General features: G+C 43.9%; 19 protein-coding genes. 16 read left to right on the top strand and 3 right to left on the bottom strand.

The window, feature by feature from the left end:
- Positions 1 to 155: 155 nt before the first annotated feature.
- The gene (locus NXS07_RS03460; protein WP_038197958.1) at positions 156 to 797 is read right to left on the bottom strand and encodes an ArsR/SmtB family transcription factor; all 642 of its coding nucleotides are present in this window, start codon (positions 795 to 797) and stop codon (positions 156 to 158) included.
- 128 nt (positions 798 to 925) lie between these two features.
- Between NXS07_RS03460 and NXS07_RS03455 the strand changes: the two genes are divergently transcribed.
- The 10 genes from NXS07_RS03455 (at position 926) to NXS07_RS03410 (ending at position 13,498) form a co-directional block, all read left to right on the top strand.
- Positions 926 to 1,423: a DUF2938 domain-containing protein gene (locus NXS07_RS03455; RefSeq protein ID WP_038205118.1), complete on the top strand. Its 498-nt coding sequence runs from the start codon at positions 926 to 928 to the stop codon at positions 1,421 to 1,423.
- Between the two features lie 571 nt (positions 1,424 to 1,994).
- The gene (locus NXS07_RS03450) at positions 1,995 to 5,405 is read left to right on the top strand and encodes a non-ribosomal peptide synthetase (protein ID WP_258086179.1); all 3,411 of its coding nucleotides are present in this window, start codon (positions 1,995 to 1,997) and stop codon (positions 5,403 to 5,405) included.
- Entirely contained in the window at positions 5,402 to 7,033 is a 1,632-nt protein-coding gene (locus tag NXS07_RS03445) for a GMC family oxidoreductase (protein WP_258086178.1), read from the top strand. The genes NXS07_RS03450 and NXS07_RS03445 overlap by 4 nt, the downstream gene beginning before the upstream one ends.
- A complete protein-coding gene (locus tag NXS07_RS03440; RefSeq protein WP_258086177.1) occupies positions 7,023 to 7,760 on the top strand; it encodes a thioesterase II family protein in 738 nt (245 codons plus the stop codon). The genes NXS07_RS03445 and NXS07_RS03440 overlap by 11 nt, the downstream gene beginning before the upstream one ends.
- A gap of 25 nt (positions 7,761 to 7,785) precedes the next feature.
- A complete protein-coding gene (locus NXS07_RS03435; protein ID WP_258086176.1) occupies positions 7,786 to 8,922 on the top strand; it encodes an acyl-CoA dehydrogenase family protein in 1,137 nt (378 codons plus the stop codon).
- Between the two features lie 122 nt (positions 8,923 to 9,044).
- A complete protein-coding gene (locus tag NXS07_RS03430; RefSeq protein ID WP_258086175.1) occupies positions 9,045 to 9,914 on the top strand; it encodes a GNAT family N-acetyltransferase in 870 nt (289 codons plus the stop codon).
- A 67-nt stretch (positions 9,915 to 9,981) separates the two neighbouring features.
- A complete protein-coding gene (locus tag NXS07_RS03425; protein ID WP_012988245.1) occupies positions 9,982 to 10,446 on the top strand; it encodes a group II truncated hemoglobin in 465 nt (154 codons plus the stop codon).
- A gap of 35 nt (positions 10,447 to 10,481) precedes the next feature.
- Positions 10,482 to 11,324, top strand: coding sequence for a metallophosphoesterase family protein (locus tag NXS07_RS03420; RefSeq protein WP_258086174.1), 843 nt, complete (start codon positions 10,482 to 10,484; stop codon positions 11,322 to 11,324).
- A gap of 53 nt (positions 11,325 to 11,377) precedes the next feature.
- Entirely contained in the window at positions 11,378 to 11,953 is a 576-nt protein-coding gene (locus NXS07_RS03415) for a flavoprotein (protein ID WP_051861105.1), read from the top strand.
- A 273-nt stretch (positions 11,954 to 12,226) separates the two neighbouring features.
- Positions 12,227 to 13,498, top strand: a complete 1,272-nt coding sequence (locus NXS07_RS03410) for an MFS transporter (RefSeq protein WP_238125074.1) — start codon at positions 12,227 to 12,229, stop codon at positions 13,496 to 13,498.
- Positions 13,499 to 13,572: 74 nt separating this feature from the next.
- Here the strand turns inward: NXS07_RS03410 and satP are convergent, their stop codons facing one another.
- Entirely contained in the window at positions 13,573 to 14,145 is a 573-nt protein-coding gene (gene satP / locus NXS07_RS03405) for an acetate uptake transporter (RefSeq protein WP_238125075.1), read from the bottom strand.
- 349 nt (positions 14,146 to 14,494) lie between these two features.
- Between satP and dnaK the strand changes: the two genes are divergently transcribed.
- Positions 14,495 to 16,399: a molecular chaperone DnaK gene (gene dnaK, locus NXS07_RS03400; RefSeq protein ID WP_012988239.1), complete on the top strand. Its 1,905-nt coding sequence runs from the start codon at positions 14,495 to 14,497 to the stop codon at positions 16,397 to 16,399.
- A gap of 104 nt (positions 16,400 to 16,503) precedes the next feature.
- Positions 16,504 to 17,640, top strand: a complete 1,137-nt coding sequence (gene dnaJ, locus NXS07_RS03395; RefSeq protein ID WP_038205101.1) for a molecular chaperone DnaJ — start codon at positions 16,504 to 16,506, stop codon at positions 17,638 to 17,640.
- Positions 17,641 to 17,751: 111 nt separating this feature from the next.
- Here dnaJ and NXS07_RS03390 read toward each other — a convergent pair whose 3' ends face one another.
- On the bottom strand, positions 17,752 to 18,618 hold the full coding sequence (locus NXS07_RS03390; protein WP_238125077.1) for a helix-turn-helix transcriptional regulator: 867 nt from the start codon (positions 18,616 to 18,618) through the stop codon (positions 17,752 to 17,754).
- Positions 18,619 to 18,757: 139 nt separating this feature from the next.
- On the opposite strand from NXS07_RS03390, the gene hemA reads away from it, so the two are divergent.
- The 4 genes from hemA to asnB are packed head-to-tail and all read left to right on the top strand — an operon-like array spanning position 18,758 to position 23,452.
- On the top strand, positions 18,758 to 19,981 hold the full coding sequence (hemA, locus tag NXS07_RS03385) for a 5-aminolevulinate synthase (protein ID WP_258086173.1): 1,224 nt from the start codon (positions 18,758 to 18,760) through the stop codon (positions 19,979 to 19,981).
- Positions 19,982 to 19,992: 11 nt separating this feature from the next.
- A complete protein-coding gene (locus NXS07_RS03380) occupies positions 19,993 to 20,496 on the top strand; it encodes a GNAT family N-acetyltransferase (RefSeq protein WP_038225035.1) in 504 nt (167 codons plus the stop codon).
- On the top strand, positions 20,493 to 21,572 hold the full coding sequence (locus NXS07_RS03375) for a Gfo/Idh/MocA family oxidoreductase (RefSeq protein ID WP_258086172.1): 1,080 nt from the start codon (positions 20,493 to 20,495) through the stop codon (positions 21,570 to 21,572). Before NXS07_RS03380 ends, NXS07_RS03375 begins: the two co-directional genes overlap by 4 nt.
- 26 nt (positions 21,573 to 21,598) lie before the next feature.
- Complete coding sequence (asnB, locus tag NXS07_RS03370) at positions 21,599 to 23,452, top strand: asparagine synthase (glutamine-hydrolyzing) (protein ID WP_038225040.1); 1,854 nt, start codon at positions 21,599 to 21,601, stop codon at positions 23,450 to 23,452.
- The last annotated feature ends 32 nt before the right edge of the window (positions 23,453 to 23,484 follow it).

The following is a 23,484-nucleotide window of genomic DNA, read 5'->3' as shown; positions in this document are numbered from 1 at the left end:
GTCAGATTAATTTTCATGAGCGCGATCATGATCTGATACAAATGAAAAATCAAGCATCTTCAATGACGACGGATATAAATAGTTAACTTTATAAGTAAAACCAATTCATTATTATATTCAGGCCAATGACTGGCCTGAAAACGCTAAATTTAAGATCATACTTCGATACGCATTCCCGCATCTTTCCAGCCTGAGAACCCTTTTTTAAAGCGGCGGGCGCGAACGCCTTTAGCACGCAGCAATTCGAGGGCATTGGCAGAGAGAACGCAATAAGGGCCTCGACAATAGGCGATAAGTTCCTGACTGGCAGAAAGTTCGTCCAGTCTGTTTCCCAATTCATCGACCGGAATATTGATGGCGTTCGGCAAATGGCCTTGTTCAAATTCCTCTTTTGGCCTGACATCAAGCAATGTCATGCTTTTTTCTTTGATCCGATCCAGCAGTTCTTCCCATGAAATGGATTCCTGGTTATTTGTATCATCGATCAGCCTGCGCATTTCTGTGCGGTTAAATTCAGCATATTGCAGGAGTGCGGAGATAATATCTGTTATCGGGCCTTCTCCCTGCCGATAAAGAACATGCTTGCCTTCTTTGCGGGACTGAAGCAGTCCCACGCGCTTGAGGTGCTGTAGATGCTGGGAAGTGTTGGCAACAGACAGGCCGGATAAATCCGACAGACGTTCGACGGATTGCTCGGTATCGGCCAAACATTCAAGCAGTGTCAGGCGGTGGGTATTCCCCAGTACTTTGGCAATTTCCGCGATCTCAACGAGAGTTTGTTTATCAAACATTGACATTTGGCTTCCAATATTATTACATTCAATAAATTCATTGAATGCAATAATATCAAAGTTTTTTGGACGCTGCGAGTGTCAGATAAGTGATTCAACTGCGATGAATGGCCAAATTAGGAGGATAGCAACAAATGAATGAAGGACTGGAGTTGATTGTTCGTTCGGTATTGATCGGGGCTGGTGCAACGGTTGTGATGGATCTTTGGGCGGTTTTCATAAAACGCAGCTTTGGAGTGCCATCACTGAATTATTCCATGGTAGGTCGCTGGATTGGGCATATTCCAAAAGGGATATTTGTCCATAAAAGCATTGTACAGGCTGAGCCCGTGAAAGGTGAAACTGGGATTGGCTGGTTCGCCCATTACCTGATTGGGATTATTTTCGCGGGACTTTTATTATTGATTTGGGGGCTGGATTGGGCGAAAAATCCCACTTTGATCCCTGCATTGATTGTTGGTGTCGTTACTGTCGTCGCGCCTTATTTTATTATGCAGCCCGGTATGGGAATGGGAATTGCAGCATCCAAAACCCCCACGCCTAATATCGCCAGATTAAGAAGCCTGATGGCGCACACGTCTTATGGTGTTGGTCTTTATTTAGCTGCACTCTTCCTGACATTATTTTCTTAACGTCAATCTTAATAACCGTCGATAAATAACTTTATGTTTATCGACGGTATATACTAATCACTACTCTTTATCACCTATTTACCTATCCCGTTAATGTATTATTAATAATTATTTCATTATGTCTTTTTTTATTATTAATATGTGTCAAATACTTACATCAACATATAAAATGACGTATCATAAAAAATGATATGTTAAAATTACTCTTATATTTAATTAGTTGCGACTATTTATTATGATAACTCTCATATAACATTAATTGTTAATTTGATATCGTTATTAGATATAATTTATGGTTATAAAAATGTTGCAATATTGTTGGGCGATCAATATCATCACATTAAAGCTGGATATTTAATTATTAATTTTTGAGGGAAAATAATATAAATAGGGGGTTGGTTTTTAATCTCGCAATTATTTTTTAATATTCAATATTAAACCAGTTTAATTATGTTTCAGAATATTTATCGGAATTATTTGATTTTGGTTTTAAAAAATTTACTACAAGTAACTAAAAACAATATCACATAGAGAAAACTCGATTTCTCTGCTACACGATAGAGGATAATGTATGCAACATTTTCTCAGGGCATTGCAAGAGTCTGGATTACAAGTTTCTCTTTCTTCTTCTGAATTAGCTGAACTAGAAAATAAAAATACAGAAGCGGGAATATCTCATCTCACACAGCAGATTCACGAAATGCTTTGCAGTGTATTGCCACTAAATATGACTATTCCCAAAACGTTATTTACAAAAGAGTCGACAACAGACGATTTTCCACTGACGGATATTCAATATGCTTACCTGATCGGCCGTAATCCTGGGTTGGAACTGGGCGGGCGGACGAGTTGCCTGTATACCGAATGGGATGTCAAATCCTTAGATATCAAGGCACTGAATGACGCACTGAACAAGGTGGTTGAATATCATCCCATGCTGCGGACTGCGCTATCTTCAGATGGTCAGCAGCGGGTTTTGTCTGAATCATTGACCTATACTATTTCTATTCAGGATGGCAGAGCGTGGCCGGCATCAGAAAAAGATAAACAGCTGGCAGATATTCGTCAGAAAATGGAAACACAGTTATTACCCGTGGATAAAATCCCGTCATTTGATATACGCGCAACGATACTCAGTGATGAAATTATCCGTTTGCACCTCTATTTTGATTTGATGTTCATGGATCTTCATAGCGTCAGATTGGTATTGCGGGACTGGGGGCGGGTTTATCAAGGCTGCGAATTGCCTGAATTAGATGACGAAGCGAATTTTCAAAATTATATCAAGGCTGAACGTTATCTACAGGGACAACCACAAGGGCAATATGATAAAGCTTATTGGGAACAACAGTTCGATAACTTACCGCCATCCCCTGAATTGCCATTGAAAAACGCCCCTGAATTGATTTCTCCACCGATGTTCAAGCGTTACAGTCGGAAAATAGCGACAGAAACCTTATCCGCTCTTAAGAAAAAAGCAGAGCAGCAAAAACTGACGCTTGAAACGTTGTTGTTGGGAGCCTATGCAGAAGTTCTCCGTCAGTGGTCAAAACGTCAGACTTTTACATTGACCATCACACAACTTGGTCGTCGTCCCTATTTTGCAGAGGTTGAAAATATTGTCGGGAACTTCCTGCAACCTACATTACTGGCAATACAGGGGACAGAAGACGATAGTTTCAATGATCGGTTAGTACAGCTTCAGACTGATTTGCTGATGAATCGTTGGCATTCTTCCTACAATGGCGTTCAGGTCTTGAGGGAGCTGACTCGTCGCAGTCATGGCAGCCGCGCAGTTTCTGCACCGGTGGTATTCAGCAATACTCTGACAGCCAATTTAGACGATGTTGTTACGGATATGGACTGGGCTGGCACGGTGCAGGTTTATAGCAGTAATCAAACCCCTCAGGTATGGCTGGAAAACCAAATCGTTCGCCTTGATGGCATCGTCCAGATTAACTGGAATACGGTTAATGAGCTGTTCCCCGATGGTATGGTTGAAGCCATGCTGGATAGTTATATGGCGCTCCTCATCGTCTGTGCAGAAGATGATTCTGTGTGGGGCAAAACCGGATCATTGGTAAAACTTCCTGCGTCCGATATGGCAGAACGTGCCAAGGCTAATGCAACGGATATTGATCTTGCTCCCCAACTTCTGCATGAAATGATTTTGCAGGCCGCAGAGAAATTCCCCCATTCCATTGCCCTTGTGCAGGGCGAAAAGCACTTTACTTATGCCGAAATGGTCAAGGGCGCCAGTGAAGTTGCAAAATCTCTTCGTGCCTCAGTCCAGATTCATCCAAATGATATTGTGGCGGTTTCCCTGCCACAAGGCCCTGCATTGGTGCTTGGGGTATTGGGGATTCTCATGTCGGGAGCGGCCTATGTCGCCATTGATCCTCAGCTTCCCGCAGAGCGTCGGATGAACTTGCTCAGGCGCTGCTCCGCCAAAGGTATCGTCACTGAGAGCAGCCTTTTTAACGAGGGTGAATTGGTTGATTTATTCCGGATCAATCTGGATGAGTGCCTGATGTCTGAGGCAATGGATACAGAACAGAAGATCTCTGCTCATTTCTCTTCCGTGCAAGCGTTGGATGATTTGGCATATGTCATCTTTACCTCGGGTTCAACAGGGGAACCGAAAGGGGTCATGGCTTCCCATCGCAATGCAGCGAACACGGTACTGGATATCAATCGCAAATTTCATGTGACAGAAAAGGACACGGTTTTATCCGTTGCACCTGCCGGATTTGACCTGTCCGTATATGATTATTTCGGCGTGCTGGGGGCAGGAGGAAAGGTTGTCTTTTCAACCTCTGAAACGGCTAATGATCCGAAAATCTGGTTTGAAACGCTGATTAAACATCAGATTACTATCTGGAACAGCGTGCCTGCTCCTGTCAAGGTTTTGGTAGACCGAAATGGTGCCGATCTGGCTCAGACACAAGTAAGACTGATACTGATGAGCGGTGACTGGATCCCTATCGATCTGCCTGAGCGGATTCGGGAAAATCTGCCCAATACGGCGATCATCAGTCTTGGTGGCGCAACCGAAGGTTCTATTTGGTCGATATGCTATCCAATTGAAGATATTGATAAAAATTGGAAAAGTATTCCTTATGGCAAGCCATTGGCAAACCAGAAATTCCATGTCCTGAACAATTGGCTTTCACCTTGTCCCAACTGGGTGACCGGCGAACTCTATATTGGGGGAGAGGGCGTTACTTTGGGTTATCTGGGCGATCTCGAAAAAACGGCGCAGCGATTCATTACCCATCCTGTTACTAGCGAGCGGTTATACAAGACGGGAGATCTGGGACGCTATATGGCTAACGGCCTGATAGAAATTCTGGGTCGTGAAGATAATCAGGTGAAAATTAATGGATATCGCATTGAATTAGGTGAAATTGAAGCCTGTCTCTTGACCCACGAAAACGCCGGTCACGTGGTTATGGATGCCCCCGTCCATGCCAAAACCGGTCAGCGGCATATCGTGGCCTACGTGGTTCCCTCTGCTGCGGATACGTCAGAAGAGCCTACCCATTTTCAGGAACAGTTGAGGGAAATTGCCCGCAATACACTGCCGTCCTATATGGTGCCGAGCTATTACGTGTTGCTGGCTCATATGCCATTAACCAGCAACGGCAAAATTGACCGTAAGGCGCTACCACTTCCTTGGGCTGATAGCGAAGAACACACAGCAATCGCCGTCGATCCGGCCAATGAGATAGAAACGAAAATTTTACAACTCTGGCAGGCACAGCTCCAGCATGATGACTTCGATGTTACCGATGGCTTCTTCGATATTGGTGGTGACTCACTGCATGCCGTTGGTCTGCTCAGTGCTCTGCGACAGGAATTTAATATTACTCCCGCCGGAGAGCAGGACATTATCGAAGGGTTGTTCATGAATTCCAACATTCAGGCATTTTCTCGGATTATCGGGACGATTATGCAATCTCAAGCGGTGAGTGACCTATGACCAAGATATACGATTACATCGTGGTGGGTGGTGGTTCGGCGGGGTGTGTGGCTGCATCGCGCCTGTCTGAGAACGGTACGAAATCGGTGCTGTTGCTTGAAGCAGGTCACGCATCTGATGTTAATGACCCGGCCAGCCCGCTCCGGGATGCGTCAAGGCTGGTGCTGGAGGGGTATAACTGGGATTACGAAGCGAATGTACGCAGTGAAGATCGGTTCGCCGATCTCATTTCGCCTTCTCATTACCTGCAAGATGAAAAAAAACAAGAGCGCAAACACCGGGGAAGAAAACCGTTCAATTATCGTGTGGGAAAGGTGCTTGGTGGTTCTTCTGCCGTTAATGGTGCTATTGCCTTTAGGGGATTTCCCAGCGATTTTGAACAATGGGTGAAAATGGGCTGTCCTCGCTGGTCTTGGGAACAAGTTCTGCCGTGGTTTAAACATCTGGAGAATGATGTCGATCGCACGGGTGATGATAACCACGGTTCACTGGGGCCAATGTGTTTGCGCAGACCGCAACATGAGGAAATCCATCCCCTTGACATGGCTTTTGCCCGTGCTTGTGAGCAGTCTGGTGTTCCCTATGCGGATGATCTTAATGCTGGAGAGGCCCCCGCTGTGGGGCCTGTACCTGCCAATGTCATCAATGGGGCAGAAAGAGTGGATGTTTATCGCTCATACCTTGAACCTGTTCTTCATAGAAAGAACCTGCGCGTTATGACGGATGTGCTGGTAGCCCAGATCATTTTTAACGGAACGGTGGCGTCCGGTGTAAAAGTGATTCAGGCCGGGGAAGAACAAGTTTATCACACAGAACACATCGTTCTCTGCGCAGGCGCAATTGGTTCGGCAACCCTGTTACAGCGTTCAGGTGTCGGCGATCCCGAACATCTGAGTGCTTTGGGCATTCCGGTGATTGCGGAATTGCCCGCCGTTGGCCGAAATTTGACTGACCACGCATCAGTCGTGCTCTGGTCATTACCGAAAACTGGCGTGTGTACAACGGGCTTGCCGTGGCGGCAAATTGCTGCCCGCATCAGCAGTGGCTATGACACAAAAGTTGATGTGCAAATCGGGCTATTGAACAATGTTGCCAGTGAGACGGTACCGGGATTCAAAGATCGTGTCGCTTATCCCATGCTGGTTGGGGCTTCCGTGATGCTGATGCGTCCACAGGCTCTGGGGCGTGTTTTTATCAGCACCGCCGATCCTACTGTGCTGCCCCAGATTGACCTGCCACTGACCCGCAATCCTGCGGATATCGCCCGTCTTGTCGGCGGAGTTCGTAAAATATGGGAAGTCCTGCGGCATCCGGAAGTCGATGCGTTTCTGGATGGCATCCAGTTTTGGTCTCACTCCATGATTTACAACGATGAAATCATGAACAGCGCGATTAAGAACCTAGTCAATCCGGGCTGGCATGCTTCAGGAACCCTCAGAATGGGAGCCGACTCTGATCCTGACTGCGCTACTCAAGAGGATGGACAAGTGCATGGCATCACTGGCGTGACCGTAGCCGATGCATCGCTGTTTCCCACTATTCCTTCGATGCCGACCAATCTGACGACCATCATGACGGCTGAGCGGATTGTCAGCTTTCTGATAGCGCGGAGGGAAAATGAACATTAATTGCAGACTGGTCATTTACGCTTTTCCACATGCCGGGGCGACAACGGCCATTTATCGTCCCTGGCTGAATGATCTGGCGGCCACGAAAGCCGCGATCTTGCAGCCCGTGGCGATCCCCGGTCGGGGGTATTTAGCCAAAGAGCCTGAAGTCCATGAGTTGGGGCCGTTGATTGATCGGCTGGCCTCAGATATTTGGGCGGATTTTCAGCAGAAGCAGGTGCAGGGGATCACGGAGTGGATCACATTCGGTCACAGTTTTGGTGGTGTACTCAGTGTTGCGGTAGGTCAGGTACTGCACGAGCGTTACGGGCTTACCCCTCAGTTTGGTGTGGTGTCCTGCTCTGTGCCACCTCAACTTCAACCGTATGATGAGCGGCATGAATGGACAGATGAACAATTGATTCAGAAAACCAGAGAAGATCAGGGAACGCCTGAGGCGATTTTGAACGAACCGGCGCTGATAAAACCCATCATCAGGCAATTACGCAATGATTATCTCATACGTAGCCAATTTCCTCAGCTTGGCAACATGCAGGTGGATTATCCACTGGTGCTGGTTTCAGCCAGCCAGGACATACATGTCGGTTTGGCAGATATGCAGGCTTGGAAAAATCACACTTCTCACAAGACCTCACTCATCCGTATTGAAGGGGATCACTTTGCCGTCTACCGGCACTGGGATGTCATTAAGCAAATACTGTTGAGTGACAGTGGAACGCAACAATAAAGCTGACAACGAATTTGGAGTGAATATGCGTATTGAGATTGATAATTTCGACGATTACCGGAAATCTTGTCGTGAATTTCTTGAACGTGAGATCGTCCCTGAACATCAGGCCTGGGAAGATAATGGTTTGATGGAGCGTTCTTTTTGGGAGAAGTTGGGTCAGTCTGGTTTGTTGGGCATAAGTGTCAGCCCCGAATACGGTGGTTTGGGAAAACATGATTACCGTTTTGCCGTGATTCTGACGGAAGAGCTTATCGGAGCTGGCGTTACCGTACCGGGGATCGTCGCCCATAACGATATTATTGCCAGTTACATTTTTGCCCTTGGCAGTGGAGAGCAGAAACAAAAGTGGCTGCCGGAATTATGCCTTGGGAAGCGAGTCGCAGCCATTGCCATGACTGAACCCAGCGGTGGTTCTAATACGGCAGATATCAAAACCGTGGCCAAGCGGCAGGGAGATCACTATCTGGTCAATGGCGGCAAAACCTATATCACCAATGGCATCAATGCTGATCTGATCGTTGTGGCGGTAAAAACAGAGCAGGGTCAGCAAGGTCAGGGGATCAGCCTGTTGGTGATAGAGCGGGATATGGCCGGGTTCTCCAGAGGAGAGCCAATGAAGAAAATTGGCTGGAATGGCAGCGACACGGCTGAACTGTTTTTCCATGATTGCAAAGTTCCTGTTACCAATCTGATTGGCCGTGAAAACCTCGGTAACTATTACTTCATGTCGGCAATGCCACGGGAACGGCTCAGTATCTCAGCGGTGGCGGTTGCCAGCGCAGAACATATTTTACAGAGTACGCTGGCTTACGTGAAAGAAAGAAAAGCGTTTGACCAGCCGATTGGCTCCTTTCAATACAACCGTTTTATCCTCGCACAGTTGGATACCGAAGTAAAAATTGCCCGCGTCTATCTTGATAACGCTGTTGAGCAATTTAGCAAGGGTCTTTTCAGTTTGGTGGATGCTGCCCGCATCAAATGGTGGACAACGGAACTCCAGATGAAAGTCGCGGATCGCTGCCTGCAATTACATGGCGGGGCAGGTTATATGCGTGAATCTGTTGCGGGTAAAAACTGGCTCAATAGCCGCGCTCAAACTATTTATGGTGGAACTAGTGAAGTTTTGCAGGAAATGATCAGTAAATCGATGGGGCTTTAATAATCAATGGGTCATCATTCAAATAATAAGCACTTGGTTAATGAATATACGGATGCACGGGTAGATAAAAGATGTTCGTCTCCGCATTTATACCGCAATATTGTTGGAAGGATATATTGGATATGAGTGAGAAGAGCAACAACAAGTGTGTATTTAAGAGGGTAACGGCGAGCGAATGGCGCTCCACTATCTTTCATTGGGCGAATACTGAACAGTGGAATATGGTCGAGAGTGATATTTCACGCTTCTTTAATGTCGATCCTCATGGCTTCTTTATTACTTACCGTAATGGGATGCCTATTTCATCCATGTCAATGGTGAATTATTCAGATACTTATACACACGCTGGGCATTATATTGTTCCCCCTGAATTCCGTAATCATGTCTGTGCAGGAAAAATATGGAAATCGAGTATTGCCTACGCAGAACACCGCACAATTAGCTGCGATGGGAACAGCCATATCTCATCATTGTATGAAAAAAGAGGATTTGTTCCTCACTATCGTACTTTCAGAATGTCTGGTGTCATCATTCAACCGGTTATTCAACCAGCAGAGGCATTACCGATAACCCAGGCGAATATTGCTGATGTCATTAAGTACGATGCTGAATGTACGGGTGTTTGTCGTGGGAGATTGCTTGCAGACTGGTTCTGGGGAGAAGGACGATATGGCTTCTGTACCCGTTCAGATACAGGGGTCACTGGCATTATTGGGATACGCAAATCGACAGATGGATATCGGCTTGGGCCTTTCCATGCAGATAACGCCGATGTACTGGAAACACTTTTTAGGGCTGCGCTGGCGCAAGTACCTGCAGGTGAAGCTGTGACATTTGATGCACCTGAAACCGATAACAATCAATTTATCCCGCTGGCAAAAGAGTATGGGCTACGGGAATTGTTTTACACATTCAGAATGTACAAGGGCAATGTCATACCAAAGGGACATTTGGAGAAATTAAGAGCCATTGCTTCTCTGGAGTTGGGTTAATTAGTACCAAAAAATCGTCATAGTCAGAATGACGACGTCATTCATGTATTCATATGAGAGGTATGTTATGGCAAATGAAAAGCCAACCTTATTCGAATGGATGGGGGGCAGAGAGAAACTCATGCACCTTATGGAAGTCTTCTATGCCAAGGTTGAAAAAGACGAACTGCTTGAACCCCTGTTTAAAAATATGAAAGCCGATCACCCCGGTCATGTTGGCATGTGGCTGGAAGAAGTGCTCGGTGGAGAAAGTCGCTATACTGATGAGCGCGGTGGTTTCAAAGTCATGCTGAGTCGGCACAGGGGCAGAAGCATCCAGCCTGAGCAACGGACGAGATGGGTAGAATTACTGATGAAGTCTGCCGATGAAATCGGTCTTCCGTCAGATCCTGAGTTTCGTTCAGCCTTTGCGGCCTATATCGAATGGGGTTCACGCAGGGCAGAGGCCAATTCCCAGCCGGACGCCGCACCATCACGCCGCGAAACTGTACCAAAATGGGGCTGGGGGGAAGCACCTCCGGGAACGCCCTGATTTTTCCGAGAACTTAGTCATAGTGAGGTGAGACCATGCTGTTGGCTGTCAGTGACTTACATGTATCCCATGCAGCAAATCGGGCGATAGTCGATTCATTCAGACCATCGACACCGGACGATTGGCTCTTGTTGGTGGGTGATATTGCAGAACAGGAGTCAGACTTTACATGGGTCATAAGTACGCTTTCCCAACGGTTTGCACAGGTAATCTGGACGCCGGGAAATCATGAACTCTGGTGCAGTCCCAGAGATCCTGTGAAATTACCCGGTGTACTGCGTTATGAGCATCTGGTAAACATCTGCCGACAGCACAATGTGCTCACTCCAGAAGATGAATTCCATCGCTACCCTATGGGGGATGGTACATTTGTGACCATTGCCCCCATATTTACGCTATACGATTATTCATTCAGAAATGCGACCGATTATACGGCAGATCAGGCTATAGAACGCGCCCGTCGCTGCGGCATCATCAGTTCCGATGAGTTCTTCCTGAAAACCTATCCCCATAAAAATATTATCGAATGGTGTCGGGAACGTATCCAATATACCGAAAAACGCTTGAATCACATTCAGGATGGTGAAGGCATTGTGCTCATGAGCCACTTTCCGATTATCCGAAAACCGACCGAATCCTTGCGCAATACCGAATTTTCTATTTGGTGTGGCAGTGAAAAAACTCGCCAGTGGGCATCAAGAAAAGGAGTACACATGGTGGTATATGGTCATTTGCACATTCCCAATATCGAATATATTCATGGTGTTGCCCATGTGGAAGTCTCTTTGGGATACCCACGGGAATGGCAGGAGCGTGGCAGATATTTCTGCTTGGTAGAGCTGGATGAGTGGCTGGAATATGCCAGTGAATATCGCTAACAACATATTCTGATCATCAAAAACATTCTGATAATAAAAAGGCCAATTTACCCATGAAATATGATGAAACTAATCAAAAAATAAAACCGAGGATTTTAATTGGAGCCACGGGATCAGTCGATATTGTCCTCCTTCCCAGATATCTTTCGGCTATTAAGGCGGCGATTGACTGTACATTGACGGTATTGATGACAAGCAGCGCTATCCCCTTTTTGCCAGCGGAAACCGTTGCCCTCTATGCCGATCGGGTTATCAGCGGAGAAAAACCACAGGATTGGCCAACCGATAAGCCTTCTCGCATTGTGGCTGATCATGATCTCATGGCAGTTCTACCTGCAACGGCAAACACGATGGCGAGTGCTGCTCATGGTGCGACTCCCAATCGTTTGACGACGGTCATTCTGGCTTCCACGTTTCCGGTACTGTTCTTTCCCGTAATGGGTAGCGTCATGTGGGAAAAAAATGCAACACGTCGCAATATCAGGCAGTTGAATGATGATGGCTATCACGTTATTGAACCTGTTTGGCATGAAAACTTTGACGCATCATTGCAAAAGATGGTTGGGCATCCTTCCCTGCCGGATATTGAAACTGTGATTTCACTGCTGAAGCAATATTTGCCTAAATAATTTACTGAAATCGATGGGATATATATGGGGAGTGCTCAGGTATTCTAACTGTATTTAACATATGGACTGCGTACTCTTCCTCTTTCCCATCTGATGACTCTCCGGATTAAAACAAATATGAATTCATGTGTTATCAGAATAAAATCAATGACAAACCTCAGAATAAATATCTTAAAATATCGAATAAGTCTTATTTTTATCTGCTTTAAAGTCTGGTAGGGTTATTGGTGAAAATCATAGAATCCCTATTTTATAACTATAAATCGGTAACTTATGTCGCAACATCATAATCGTGCGTTAAATAAACAAGACTACAAAACTCTGTCTTTGGCTGCTCTGGGTGGAGCCTTAGAGTTTTATGACTTCATTATATTTGTCTTTTTTGCCGTTGTGCTCGGCGAGCTATTTTTTCCTGCGGATATCCCTGTGTGGCTCCGGCAACTCCAAACCTTTGGCATTTTTGCGGCAGGTTATCTCGCCCGTCCTTTGGGGGGGATCATCATGGCGCATTTTGGTGATTTGATTGGGCGTAAGAAAATGTTTTCGCTCAGTATCTTGCTGATGGCCTTACCGACATTGATCATTGGGGGATTGCCTACTTATGATACGATTGGCATTGCTGCCCCTGTTTTATTATTACTGATGCGTATTATGCAGGGAGCGGCAATCGGCGGAGAAGTGCCGGGTGCTTGGGTATTTGTGGCGGAGCATGTTCCCCATAAACGCATCGGTTTTGCTTGCGGAACACTGACTGCCGGGCTGACCATTGGCATTTTGCTTGGCTCGTTGGTGGCTACGATCATTACCTCCACCTATACCAGGCAGGAAGTTTTGGATTGGGCATGGCGTCTGCCATTCTTTATTGGTGGGGCTTTTGGCTTGTGTGCTATGTATCTGCGTCGCTGGTTACAGGAAACGCCCGTCTTCAAGGAAATGCAGGAACGTAAGGAACTGGCAGAAGGGCTGCCACTGAAATCTGTGATCTTGAACCATAAACATGCCATCATCGTTTCCATGTTGCTGACATGGTTGCTCTCTGCGGGCATTGTTGTTGTCATTTTGATGGCACCGACCTATATGCAGACTGTTTTCCATCTGGAGCAGTCACTCACCCTGAAAGCCAACAGTCTGGCGATTATCATGCTGGCAATCGGCTGTATATTAGCCGGTCATTTATGCGATAAATGGGGCGCCAGTCTGGTTTTAGTGGCAGGCTGCGCTCTGCTCGCTGTAGCTTCATGGTTTTTCTACCATAATATCAGTGATGAACCGGGCAGATTATTCAGTGCTTATGCTGTGGCGGGGTTCTCCGTTGGCGTGCTTGGAGCCGTGCCTTTTGTTATGGTTCAGAGCTATCCGCCGGAAGTGCGGTTCAGTGGAATTTCATTCTCATACAATATGTCTTACGCCATTTTTGGCGGGCTGACCCCGATTTTCGTCACCCTGTTACAGGCCTATACCCAGTTTGCGCCCGCTTACTATGTTCTGGTTTTATCTGCTGTAGGCATACTCTTGGGGTTACATTTGCGCGTCAGGAAAAAGTGACGCAAAAAAACAGGATGAGCGTGATGGCTCATCCTGTTGAATAGAGTCTTGCTAGCGTTGCTTGCCTGGTACTGTCAGGCGTGCTTTACTTCGCCAATCGGCAGAACAGTACGGCCATATTGTTCATTCAGAACCTCAGCCATAGCCAGATAGAAAGCACTTGCCCCGCAGACAATACCTTCATAACCTGCGAAGGTCAGGAGGCTGGCATTGCCTGTGATGTTGCCTATTGCCAGCAGTGCGAACAGCAGCGTCAGGCTGCCAAACACAAATTGCAGAACCCGGTTAGCTTTCAAAGTCCCAAAGAACATGAACAGAGTGAAAATACCCCATAAAGCGAGGTAAACACCGAGGAATTCATGGCTGGTGGCGCCTGCCAGACCCATTGCTGGCAGGAACAACAAACCGATCAGACTCAGCCAGAACATACCGTAAGAGGTAAATGCGGTTGCGGCAAAGGTATTCCCTTTCTTGTACTCAATAATGCCAGCCAGCACCTGAGCCAAACCACCATAAAAAATTCCCATGCTCAAAATGGCAGATGCCAATGGGAAAAAACCTGCATTGTGCAAATTCAACAAAATTGTTGTCATGCCAAAGCCCATCAAACCCAACGGGCCTGGATTCGCCAACTGATTAGAATGCATATTTCCTCTGGAAAAAACAAATAAAACAAGATATTAAAAAGGCTTTATGGCATCTGACAGCGCCAATAAACCGTAAAGGGCGGCGCATAATAATGTGATGGCATAAACTAAACAATGGGTTGGAAAGGAATTTTTTTATTAAACTTAATTTTTTTCAACGCAACCCTTGATGATTGAATGAATGACCCCCATTTAAGTCTCAACCGCGGTTACTAGCGACATTTCGGCGTTTAGCCGAAAGTATAAAAATGAGGAATTTCAGGCAATCAGTGCCATTGAAAAACAAACATCCGTCCTCATATTGTTAAGTAACTTGACTTATATATGAATTCTTTGTGGAGGCGTTTAGATGGGTAAAATCATTGGTATCGACTTGGGAACTACCAACTCTTGTGTAGCAATTATGGACGGCACAACTGCTCGTGTGCTTGAAAACAGCGAAGGTGATCGCACCACACCTTCTATCATCGCGTATACTCAGGATGGTGAAACTCTGGTTGGTCAACCAGCTAAACGTCAGGCTGTAACTAACCCGCAAAACACATTGTTCGCCATCAAGCGTTTGATTGGCCGTCGTTTTCAGGACGAAGAAGTTCAGCGTGACGTTTCTATCATGCCATATAAAATCATTGGCGCAGACAATGGCGACGCATGGCTGGAAGTTAAAGATCAGAAAATAGCCCCTCCTCAGATTTCTGCTGAAGTTCTGAAAAAAATGAAGAAAACAGCAGAAGACTATCTGGGTGAGCCAGTAACAGAAGCGGTTATTACCGTTCCTGCCTACTTCAACGATGCACAGCGTCAGGCGACCAAAGATGCTGGCCGTATTGCTGGTCTGGAAGTTAAGCGTATCATCAACGAACCAACGGCAGCAGCGCTGGCCTACGGTATGGACAAAGAAGTCGGTAACCGCACCATCGCAGTTTATGACTTGGGTGGCGGTACTTTTGATATCTCTATCATCGAAATCGACGAAGTTGACGGTGAAAAAACGTATGAAGTTTTGGCAACCAACGGTGATACCCACTTGGGTGGTGAAGACTTCGACAGCCGTTTGATCAACTATCTGGTAGATGAGTTCAAGAAAGAGCAAGGCTTCGATCTGCGTAACGATCCACTGGCAATGCAGCGTCTGAAAGAAGCCGCAGAAAAAGCGAAAATCGAGCTTTCTTCTGCACAGCAGACAGACGTGAACCTGCCATACATCACTGCGGATGCGACGGGTCCTAAGCACATGAACGTCAAAGTGACTCGTGCAAAACTGGAATCACTGGTTGAAGATTTGGTTAAGCGTTCCATGGAGCCGCTGAAAGTCGCCCTGAACGATGCTGGCCTGTCTGTATCTGACATCCAAGACGTGATTCTGGTTGGTGGTCAGACCCGTATGCCAATGGTGCAGAAAACGGTTGCAGACTTCTTCGGCAAAGAGCCGCGTAAAGACGTCAACCCAGACGAAGCCGTTGCAATGGGTGCGGCTGTTCAGGGCGGTGTACTGTCAGGTGAAGTGAAAGATGTTCTGCTGCTGGACGTAACGCCACTGTCTCTGGGTATCGAAACCATGGGCGGCGTGATGACTGCGCTGATCACGAAGAACACCACTATCCCAACCAAGCACAGCCAAGTGTTCTCTACTGCAGAAGACAATCAGTCTGCGGTAACGATCCATGTATTGCAGGGTGAGCGTAAGCGTTCCGGTGATAACAAATCTCTGGGTCAATTCAACTTGGATGGTATTCAGCCAGCACCTCGTGGTATGCCACAGGTCGAAGTGACTTTCGACATCGATGCTGACGGTATCCTGCATGTTTCTGCGAAAGACAAAAACTCTGGTCGTGAGCAAAAAATCACCATCAAGGCATCTTCTGGTCTGAACGAAGAAGAAATCCAGCAGATGGTACGTGATGCAGAAGCGAACGCAGAAGCTGACCGTAAGTTTGAAGAATTGGTGCAAATTCGTAACCAAGCGGATCAGCTGATTCACGGTACTCGCAAGCAAGTTGAAGAAGCAGGCGACAAACTGACTGCGGATGACAAAGCAGGGATCGAGAAAGCCGTTTCTGAGCTGGAAGTTGCTGTAAAAGGCGAAGACAAAGCTGAAACCGAAGCGAAGATTCAGGCACTGGTTGAAGCTTCTAAGAAACTTCTGGAAATCGCACAGCAACAGGCTCAGGAAGGTGCTGCTGAAGCGGGCACCGCGAAAAAAGATGACGACGTTGTAGACGCTGAATTCGAAGAAGTTAAAGACAAAAAATAATAGCCCTTAGCGGGCAAAGTAACAGGGCGCCTGTTACTTGTTAACTGACACGGGCGTTGAGGTAACTCTACGCCCGTGTGTGCGTGTCAAGGGTAAACAAAACAATGGCAAAAAAAGATTATTACGAGGTTTTGGGCATTTCCAAAACCACAGAAGAGAAAGAGATAAAAAAGGCCTATAAGCGGCTGGCGATGAAATTTCACCCTGATCGCAATCAGGGTGATAAAGAAGCAGAAAGTAAATTCAAAGAAATTAAAGAAGCGTATGAAATCCTGACGGATGCACAGAAGCGCGCTGCTTATGACCAATATGGTCATGCTGCCTTTGAACAAGGTGGTATGGGTGGTGGAGCAGGCGGTTTCGGTGGCGGGGCTGATTTTAGCGATGTCTTTGGTGACGTTTTCGGGGATATCTTCGGTGGTGGCCGTCGTCAGCAGCGCCCTAGCCGTGGCTCTGACCTGCGTTACAATATGGACTTGACACTGGAAGAAGCTGTCCGTGGTGTGACCAAAGAGATCCGCATTCCAACTCTGGAATCCTGTGATACCTGTCATGGCAGTGGTGCAAAAGCGGGCACCAGCCCAGAAACCTGCTCAACCTGTCAGGGTGCAGGCCAAGTGCATATGCGCCAAGGGTTCTTTACGGTTCAGCAGCCGTGTCCTCAGTGTCATGGACGTGGAAAAGTCATCAAAACGCCTTGTGGCAAATGCCATGGGCATGGCCGTGTTGAGAAATACAAAACCCTGTCCGTTAAAATTCCAGCAGGCGTCGATACCGGTGATCGCATTCGCTTGGGTGGTGAAGGTGAAGCAGGTGAACACGGTGCACCAGCAGGTGATTTGTATGTTCAGGTTCAGGTCAAGGCGCATCATATCTTCGAGCGTGATGGCAGCAACCTTTACTGCGAAGTACCGATTAACTTCGCAACTGCGGCACTGGGCGGCGAACTTGAAGTCCCAACCCTTGATGGCCGTGTCAGCCTGAAAATCCCTGCGGAAACTCAGACGGGTAAATTGTTCCGCATGAAAGGCAAGGGCGTGAAATCCGTCCGTGGCGGCGCTCAGGGCGATTTACTGTGCCGTGTCGTGGTAGAAACACCGGTGAAGCTGAACGACGAACAGAAAGACTTACTGCGCAAGCTGGGTGAATCTTTGGGCGGCAAGAGTGGCGAAACCAATAGCCCACGCTCCAAGACTTTCATCGATGGCGTGAAGAAGTTTTTTGATGATCTGACTAAGTAATTTAGCGTATTTTTCAGATCGCTGATAAAAGTTCCCTTGATTACCTTTTTAGGCTGTATACTGACCTGATAAAAACGAAGGGAAAGTCGTTATACTCGATAAAATCCACTGTTATTGCAGTGGATTTTTATTATTTATTTTTTGTGAAATAATCCAGTTATTGAGTATTTCATTTTGGCTTTCTTCTTTTATCGCATAATAAATCATTCTAAGATTCTGATTTACATCTACAATCAGCGAGTAATACTCGAACTCCAGAGAGCCTATCTCATCAATAAAAAAAGATCTCACACCATTACAAGGGCCATAGATATCATAATGATTCCATAACTTATTAAATTCAGATGAAATTTCTTTAAGCCTATTAATTAAACATAACATTTGTTTATTTTTTGGTGCTTTGACGTAATCTCGTCTAAAACTATTCACCATATGTGTGACTTGCTCTTGATATGGCTTGATGAGTGACTTTACTTTATCATCTGTAAATAATAACCATAATAAATTTCGTGATTGTGATTCATGCTCAGAAAAATGAAATAACCAATCTGCCGCTTGGTTCCAAGCTAATACATCCCATCTTAAATTTAAAATATAACTGGGACGTGTAGGTAGATCATCTAACAGCTGGTTAATCAAAGGAGGAACATGATATACAGTTTGCCCTAATTCAGCGGGAAGTCTCTGTTGTACCAGCAAATACAGATGCTGTTTTTCTGATTCATTCAATTTCAATACGTTGGAAAGATTATCTAAAAATGTAGTTGAAACATTAATCTCTCTTCCTTGCTCCAACCACGTATACCAAACTAATCCCACACCAGCTAAAGCCGCTACTTCCTCCCTCCTTAACCCTGGGGTTCTTCGCCTTTTTCCTGCACTTAAACCAACTTCTTCTGGCTGTATTTTTTCTCTCTTAGAACGTAGAAACTCTTCTAACTCAGGCCGTGCCCTAGGTGGGGCTTTATTGATGCTCATTCTAATACCTTTACTAATAGTATATTTAATTAAATTGTATCAATTATTTTTAGTAATAAAATGATATTTGAAGTAGTGATATGAATTTTGTTAACAAAAAAACCAATAAATTATATCAATACTGTTATGAGGGTAACATATGTACCAGAAATATTTACGTGATAAACTAGAGAAATTAAAATTATCGGGTCAATATCGTAATTTCACTTACCTTAATCGGATATGTGGACAATATCCTCTGGCTCAATTACGGAGTGAAAAAAATAAATCTGTTGTAGTTTGGTGTAGCAACGATTATTTAGGTATGTCAGAAAATGACACGGTTCTGCAAGAGATGCACAAAGCGATTGACCGTTATGGTGCTGGTTCGGGAGGATCACGAAATATAAGTGGCTCTTATGAAATGTATGAGCATCTTGAATCAGAATTAGCACAATGGCATAAAAAAGAAGCCGCTTTAGTTTTTCCTACGGGGTTTACATCTAATGATGCAACAATACAATGCTTACTGCGGTTGTTTCCTGAATTAGTCGTGATTAGTGATGAACTAAATCATGCATCTATTGTGAATGGTATTCGTGCAACCAAAAATAATAGAGAAATATTCCAGCACAATGACATAGAACACCTTGAACAAATTTTAAAAAAATATCCATATAATAGACCTAAAATTATTATATTCGAATCAGTCTATTCAATGGATGGGGATATTTCTCCTGTTGAAGAAATAATATCTTTGGCAAAAAAATATAATTCATTAACTTACCTTGATGAAGTACATGCTGTTGGTATATATGGCCCTGAAGGAGCTGGTATTGCAGCAGAAAGAAATATTTCTGAACAAATTGATATTATTCAAGGAACAATGGCGAAATCGATAGGAATAATAGGTGGGTACATTGCTTCCAGCAATGAATTCATTGATTCAATAAGATCTTTTTCAACAGGATTTATATTCACAACATCTTTACCTCCCAGCGTTACCGCTGGTTGTCTGGCAAGTATTAGATATATAAAAGAAAATAATTATCTCAGAGAACAATTATACCTTAACACATCTCGTATCAGAGTCTTATTTAAAGAGAAAAATATTCCTTTAATGGCTGGTTCTCAAACACATATTCTTCCTGTCATGATTGGAAATGCACAAGACTGTCGGAATGCAGCCGAACGACTTTTGCAAGTCCATAGTATTTATATACAGCCTATTAACTATCCATCAGTACCGATAGGTACAGAACGTTTCAGAATTAATGTAACACCCAATCATACTCTAGAGCAAATTGAACAACTTGCAGATGCAGTACAAGAGGTTTTTCAATATTTAAATATTTATCCTTTTATTAATAAGACTAAAAAATAAGAAATTGAAAAATGAAAAAATTATCCCATACAATACGCAAGGCAGAATTAAAGGATATCGAAGAACTTATATTATTGCGTAGTCGATTACTTGATGATACTCATTATTGTTATTCAAGTCATACATTGGAAGAACAGAAAGTTTGGAAAAAAAACTATCGCAATTGGTTAATGGATAATCTCAATAGAAAAGAATGGATAAATATTTTAGTTGCTGAAAACCATAACGATAAAAGATTATATGGGTGCGTAACAGGAATCATTGATCATAGAGCACCAGCACAGGATTGTTTGAATGGGTTATCTGGGTGGATTCAATCGATGGTTGTATTACCAGAGCTGCAACGCAGTGGGATAGGTACAAAATTGATACAGCAGTTACTTATGTGGTTCTTGACATTAGAAATAAAAAAAATCACTTTACAATCAACAGTAAATTCTGAAATATTTTATACATCAGTTGGTTTTTTAAAAAGTGATGAAAATACTTTTTATTATATGAGTGAGTCTCCATGAATATTCTAATCGTTGGATTGGGGTATGCGGGTAAGCGTTATCAACGTACCTTTGAATCTCTTTCAAGGAAATATCCAGAAGTCGAAATAAATTTAGCATATGTGGGTAGAAAACGTAAACAAAGTCATTTAGTTTATTTTGAAACAATCTCAGACGCGCTGATTTATTTTTCACCAGAAATTATTATTGTTAGTGTCAATGATATTGATCACTTTGAAGTTATAAAAAAACTGCGTGATTATCTAGGATTTATTATTTGTGAAAAACCATTTATCACCGCTAGTGATAATCTTGAAGAGGCATGTTCTGCACTATCAGCTTGTCATGGCTTTGTATTGAATCTTGTTGAACGTTATTCCAAGGCAACGGAAAAACTAAGAATTCTTGTTAAAGAAAATAATTGGTCTCTCATCAGAGCAAGTTTTTACTGGGGAAAAAATAGAATTAATGATTATCGCCCGACATGTGGTGTTACTAGTGAAATTATTCATGCTTTAGATCTTATGGAATGGATTTGTCCCCATGAAGGAGAATTAAAAATAGCATCATCTTCAGCTACGTGCTCTGATTTTTCCATTTCAGGGGATGATATTATAGATACTGCTCTGATCACGGCCAGTATGGGAAAAGCGGTGGTGGTAGGTTATAGCAGTTTTGTGAATGTCGTTAGGCAACGTACTGTCGATTTCTCTTTTAATGACATAAAAAATAAACTAATCCATGCACGTATTATTTTTGATACGCCATACTGGGATAGTGATCATCTTCAAGTATGGATACAAGACAATGTTGGAAAAAAAGAAATACTATATGAAGTTAAAGTTACTCCAGAATATTATTCGGATGAATTAGATGCTATAGGCAAACTGTCAACACTTTGTGAGCAGGTTCTTCAATTTGTTGTTAATGGAAAAGAGCCATCTCAACCTTTTGCTGGAGTAGAAACAGCAAAAATACTCCAGCAGAAACTTAATGAAATACATTCAAATTCAATAAATATCGTGTCGGCTAATTATATTCGGGGCAAAGAGAGAATTATTCAATCTGAAGACAGTAATTTTGAGAGCCTTGGTTAAGGTTAATACCTAAGTGGAGATATGTGATGTGTGGAATAACAGGCTGGTTATCATATAATCAACATATGGAAGGTCATCGCAATATTATTCAGAAGATGACTGATACTATGTCTAATCGTGGTCCTGATGCACAAGGTATATGGATTGACGGCCCTGTTGCTTTAGGTCATCGACGCCTTTCAATTATTGATTTAGAAGGGGGGCGTCAACCAATGACTGCTAAATACAAGAGCAACAAAGAAATTGTGGTTATTACGTATAGTGGGGAGGTCTATAACTTCAAAGAATTGCGTATTGAATTGGAGTATAGAGGACATCACTTCTCTACTTTAAGTGATACTGAAGTTGTGCTCAGAGCTTATATTGAATGGGGCATTGATTTTGCAGAAAAACTTAATGGGATGTATGCCTTTGCTATTTGGGATATTCATCAACAATCTTTAATTCTTGTTCGTGATCGTATGGGGGTAAAACCTCTCTATTATTACCAAACAGGTGATGGTGTTATTTTTGGTTCTGAACCCAAAGCTATTTTAGCTAACCCGATTGTATCGGCTAGAGTTTCCGAAGAGGGTCTAAGAGAAATACTTGAGATGGTCAAAACACCTGGTCATGCTATTTTTGATGGTATGCGGGAAATTCTGCCAGGTGAAATTATCATCTTTAATCGTCAGGGAGTTAATCAGCGCCGTTATTGGAAACTTGAGGCCATAGAACATACTGATTCACTCGGAAAAACCATTTCTCATACTCGTGATTTACTGGAAGATATTGTTGAAAAACAAATTTTGTCTGATGTACCGATTTGCAGCCTTTTATCTGGAGGCCTTGATTCTTCCATTATTACGGCATTGGCGTCTAAAAAATTACTTGAGAGCCAAAAAGAAAACATTAATTCTTTTTCTATTGATTTTGCTGATCATGGTAGTCAATTTGTCGTCGATTCAGTACGAGGAACGCCAGATGCGCCATTCGTTCACGACTTGGTCAGTATGATTAAATCCAATCATAACGAGATAATTTTGAATAGCAGTGAACTGGCTGATAATGATTTAAGAATGAAAGTTATTCGGGCGTTAGATTTCCCTCCTGCTTTTTGGGGAGACATGTGGCCTTCATTGTATCGGCTATTTGAAGAAGTTCGTAAACATTCAAAAGTTGCTCTTTCGGGCGAATCCGCAGATGAAGTATTTGGCGGGTATCGGTGGTTTCATGATCCCGAATCCATTAATGCCAATACATATCCTTGGTTAACTTCTGTTACAGGTAAGTATTTTGATGGTAAGCCTCTTTTTAGCCTAAATCTACTTAATAAATTGAAAATGAATGAATTTTTAAAAGACAACTATGCTCAGGCTTTAGCAGAAACACCATTATTATCAGGAGAGAGTGATATTGATAAAAGAATGCGTCAAATAAGCTATGTTAACTTGACTCGTTTTGTGCAGACATTGCTGGATCGTAAAGATCGAATGAGCATGGCTGTTGGTTTAGAAGTAAGAGTACCATTTTGTGACCATCGTTTAGTTGAATATGCATTTAACATTCCTTGGAACATGAAATCGTTTGATGGGCGGGAGAAAAGTATATTGCGGGCAGCTACCCGTGACATTTTACCAGCATCAATTTCTAAACGTGTCAAAAGTCCTTATCCATCGACTCAAGACCCTGCCTATGAAAATGCTTTGCGTAACACCATGTCTGAGATCATGTTGGATAATCAAGCACCTGTTCGCCCACTTTTGGATCAAAAACTTGTTAGTGAAAAACTCAGTTTTTCTGTTGGTTCAAATTCACCTATGTATTCCCGTATGGGAATGGAACTCGCGGTTGGGCTGAATAGTTGGCTAAAAGAATACAAAGTTGAGTTAAATTTTTAGCAGGCACTCATGCTGTTCTTATACTTTTAAAA

It is taken from the genome of Xenorhabdus bovienii (genome assembly GCF_024721015.1).
GTDB classification, from domain to species: Bacteria; Pseudomonadota; Gammaproteobacteria; order Enterobacterales; family Enterobacteriaceae; genus Xenorhabdus; species Xenorhabdus bovienii.
Note: the sequence above shows the minus strand (reverse complement) of the source record. Positions and strands in the feature narration are given on the sequence as shown.

Excerpts from the sequence above, each read along its gene's own strand:
- NXS07_RS03460 (WP_038197958.1), bottom strand. The coding sequence starts at position 797 with ATGTCAATGTTTGATAAACAAACTCTCGTTGAGATCGCGGAAATTGCC.
- NXS07_RS03455 (WP_038205118.1), top strand. The coding sequence starts at position 926 with ATGAATGAAGGACTGGAGTTGATTGTTCGTTCGGTATTGATCGGGGCT.
- NXS07_RS03450 (WP_258086179.1), top strand. The coding sequence starts at position 1,995 with ATGCAACATTTTCTCAGGGCATTGCAAGAGTCTGGATTACAAGTTTCT.
- NXS07_RS03445 (WP_258086178.1), top strand. The coding sequence starts at position 5,402 with ATGACCAAGATATACGATTACATCGTGGTGGGTGGTGGTTCGGCGGGG.
- NXS07_RS03440 (WP_258086177.1), top strand. The coding sequence starts at position 7,023 with ATGAACATTAATTGCAGACTGGTCATTTACGCTTTTCCACATGCCGGG.
- NXS07_RS03435 (WP_258086176.1), top strand. The coding sequence starts at position 7,786 with ATGCGTATTGAGATTGATAATTTCGACGATTACCGGAAATCTTGTCGT.
- NXS07_RS03430 (WP_258086175.1), top strand. The coding sequence starts at position 9,045 with ATGAGTGAGAAGAGCAACAACAAGTGTGTATTTAAGAGGGTAACGGCG.
- NXS07_RS03425 (WP_012988245.1), top strand. The coding sequence starts at position 9,982 with ATGGCAAATGAAAAGCCAACCTTATTCGAATGGATGGGGGGCAGAGAG.
- NXS07_RS03420 (WP_258086174.1), top strand. The coding sequence starts at position 10,482 with ATGCTGTTGGCTGTCAGTGACTTACATGTATCCCATGCAGCAAATCGG.
- NXS07_RS03415 (WP_051861105.1), top strand. The coding sequence starts at position 11,378 with ATGAAATATGATGAAACTAATCAAAAAATAAAACCGAGGATTTTAATT.
- NXS07_RS03410 (WP_238125074.1), top strand. The coding sequence starts at position 12,227 with ATGTCGCAACATCATAATCGTGCGTTAAATAAACAAGACTACAAAACT.
- satP (WP_238125075.1), bottom strand. The coding sequence starts at position 14,145 with ATGCATTCTAATCAGTTGGCGAATCCAGGCCCGTTGGGTTTGATGGGC.
- dnaK (WP_012988239.1), top strand. The coding sequence starts at position 14,495 with ATGGGTAAAATCATTGGTATCGACTTGGGAACTACCAACTCTTGTGTA.
- dnaJ (WP_038205101.1), top strand. The coding sequence starts at position 16,504 with ATGGCAAAAAAAGATTATTACGAGGTTTTGGGCATTTCCAAAACCACA.
- NXS07_RS03390 (WP_238125077.1), bottom strand. The coding sequence starts at position 18,618 with ATGAGCATCAATAAAGCCCCACCTAGGGCACGGCCTGAGTTAGAAGAG.
- hemA (WP_258086173.1), top strand. The coding sequence starts at position 18,758 with ATGTACCAGAAATATTTACGTGATAAACTAGAGAAATTAAAATTATCG.
- NXS07_RS03380 (WP_038225035.1), top strand. The coding sequence starts at position 19,993 with ATGAAAAAATTATCCCATACAATACGCAAGGCAGAATTAAAGGATATC.
- NXS07_RS03375 (WP_258086172.1), top strand. The coding sequence starts at position 20,493 with ATGAATATTCTAATCGTTGGATTGGGGTATGCGGGTAAGCGTTATCAA.
- asnB (WP_038225040.1), top strand. The coding sequence starts at position 21,599 with ATGTGTGGAATAACAGGCTGGTTATCATATAATCAACATATGGAAGGT.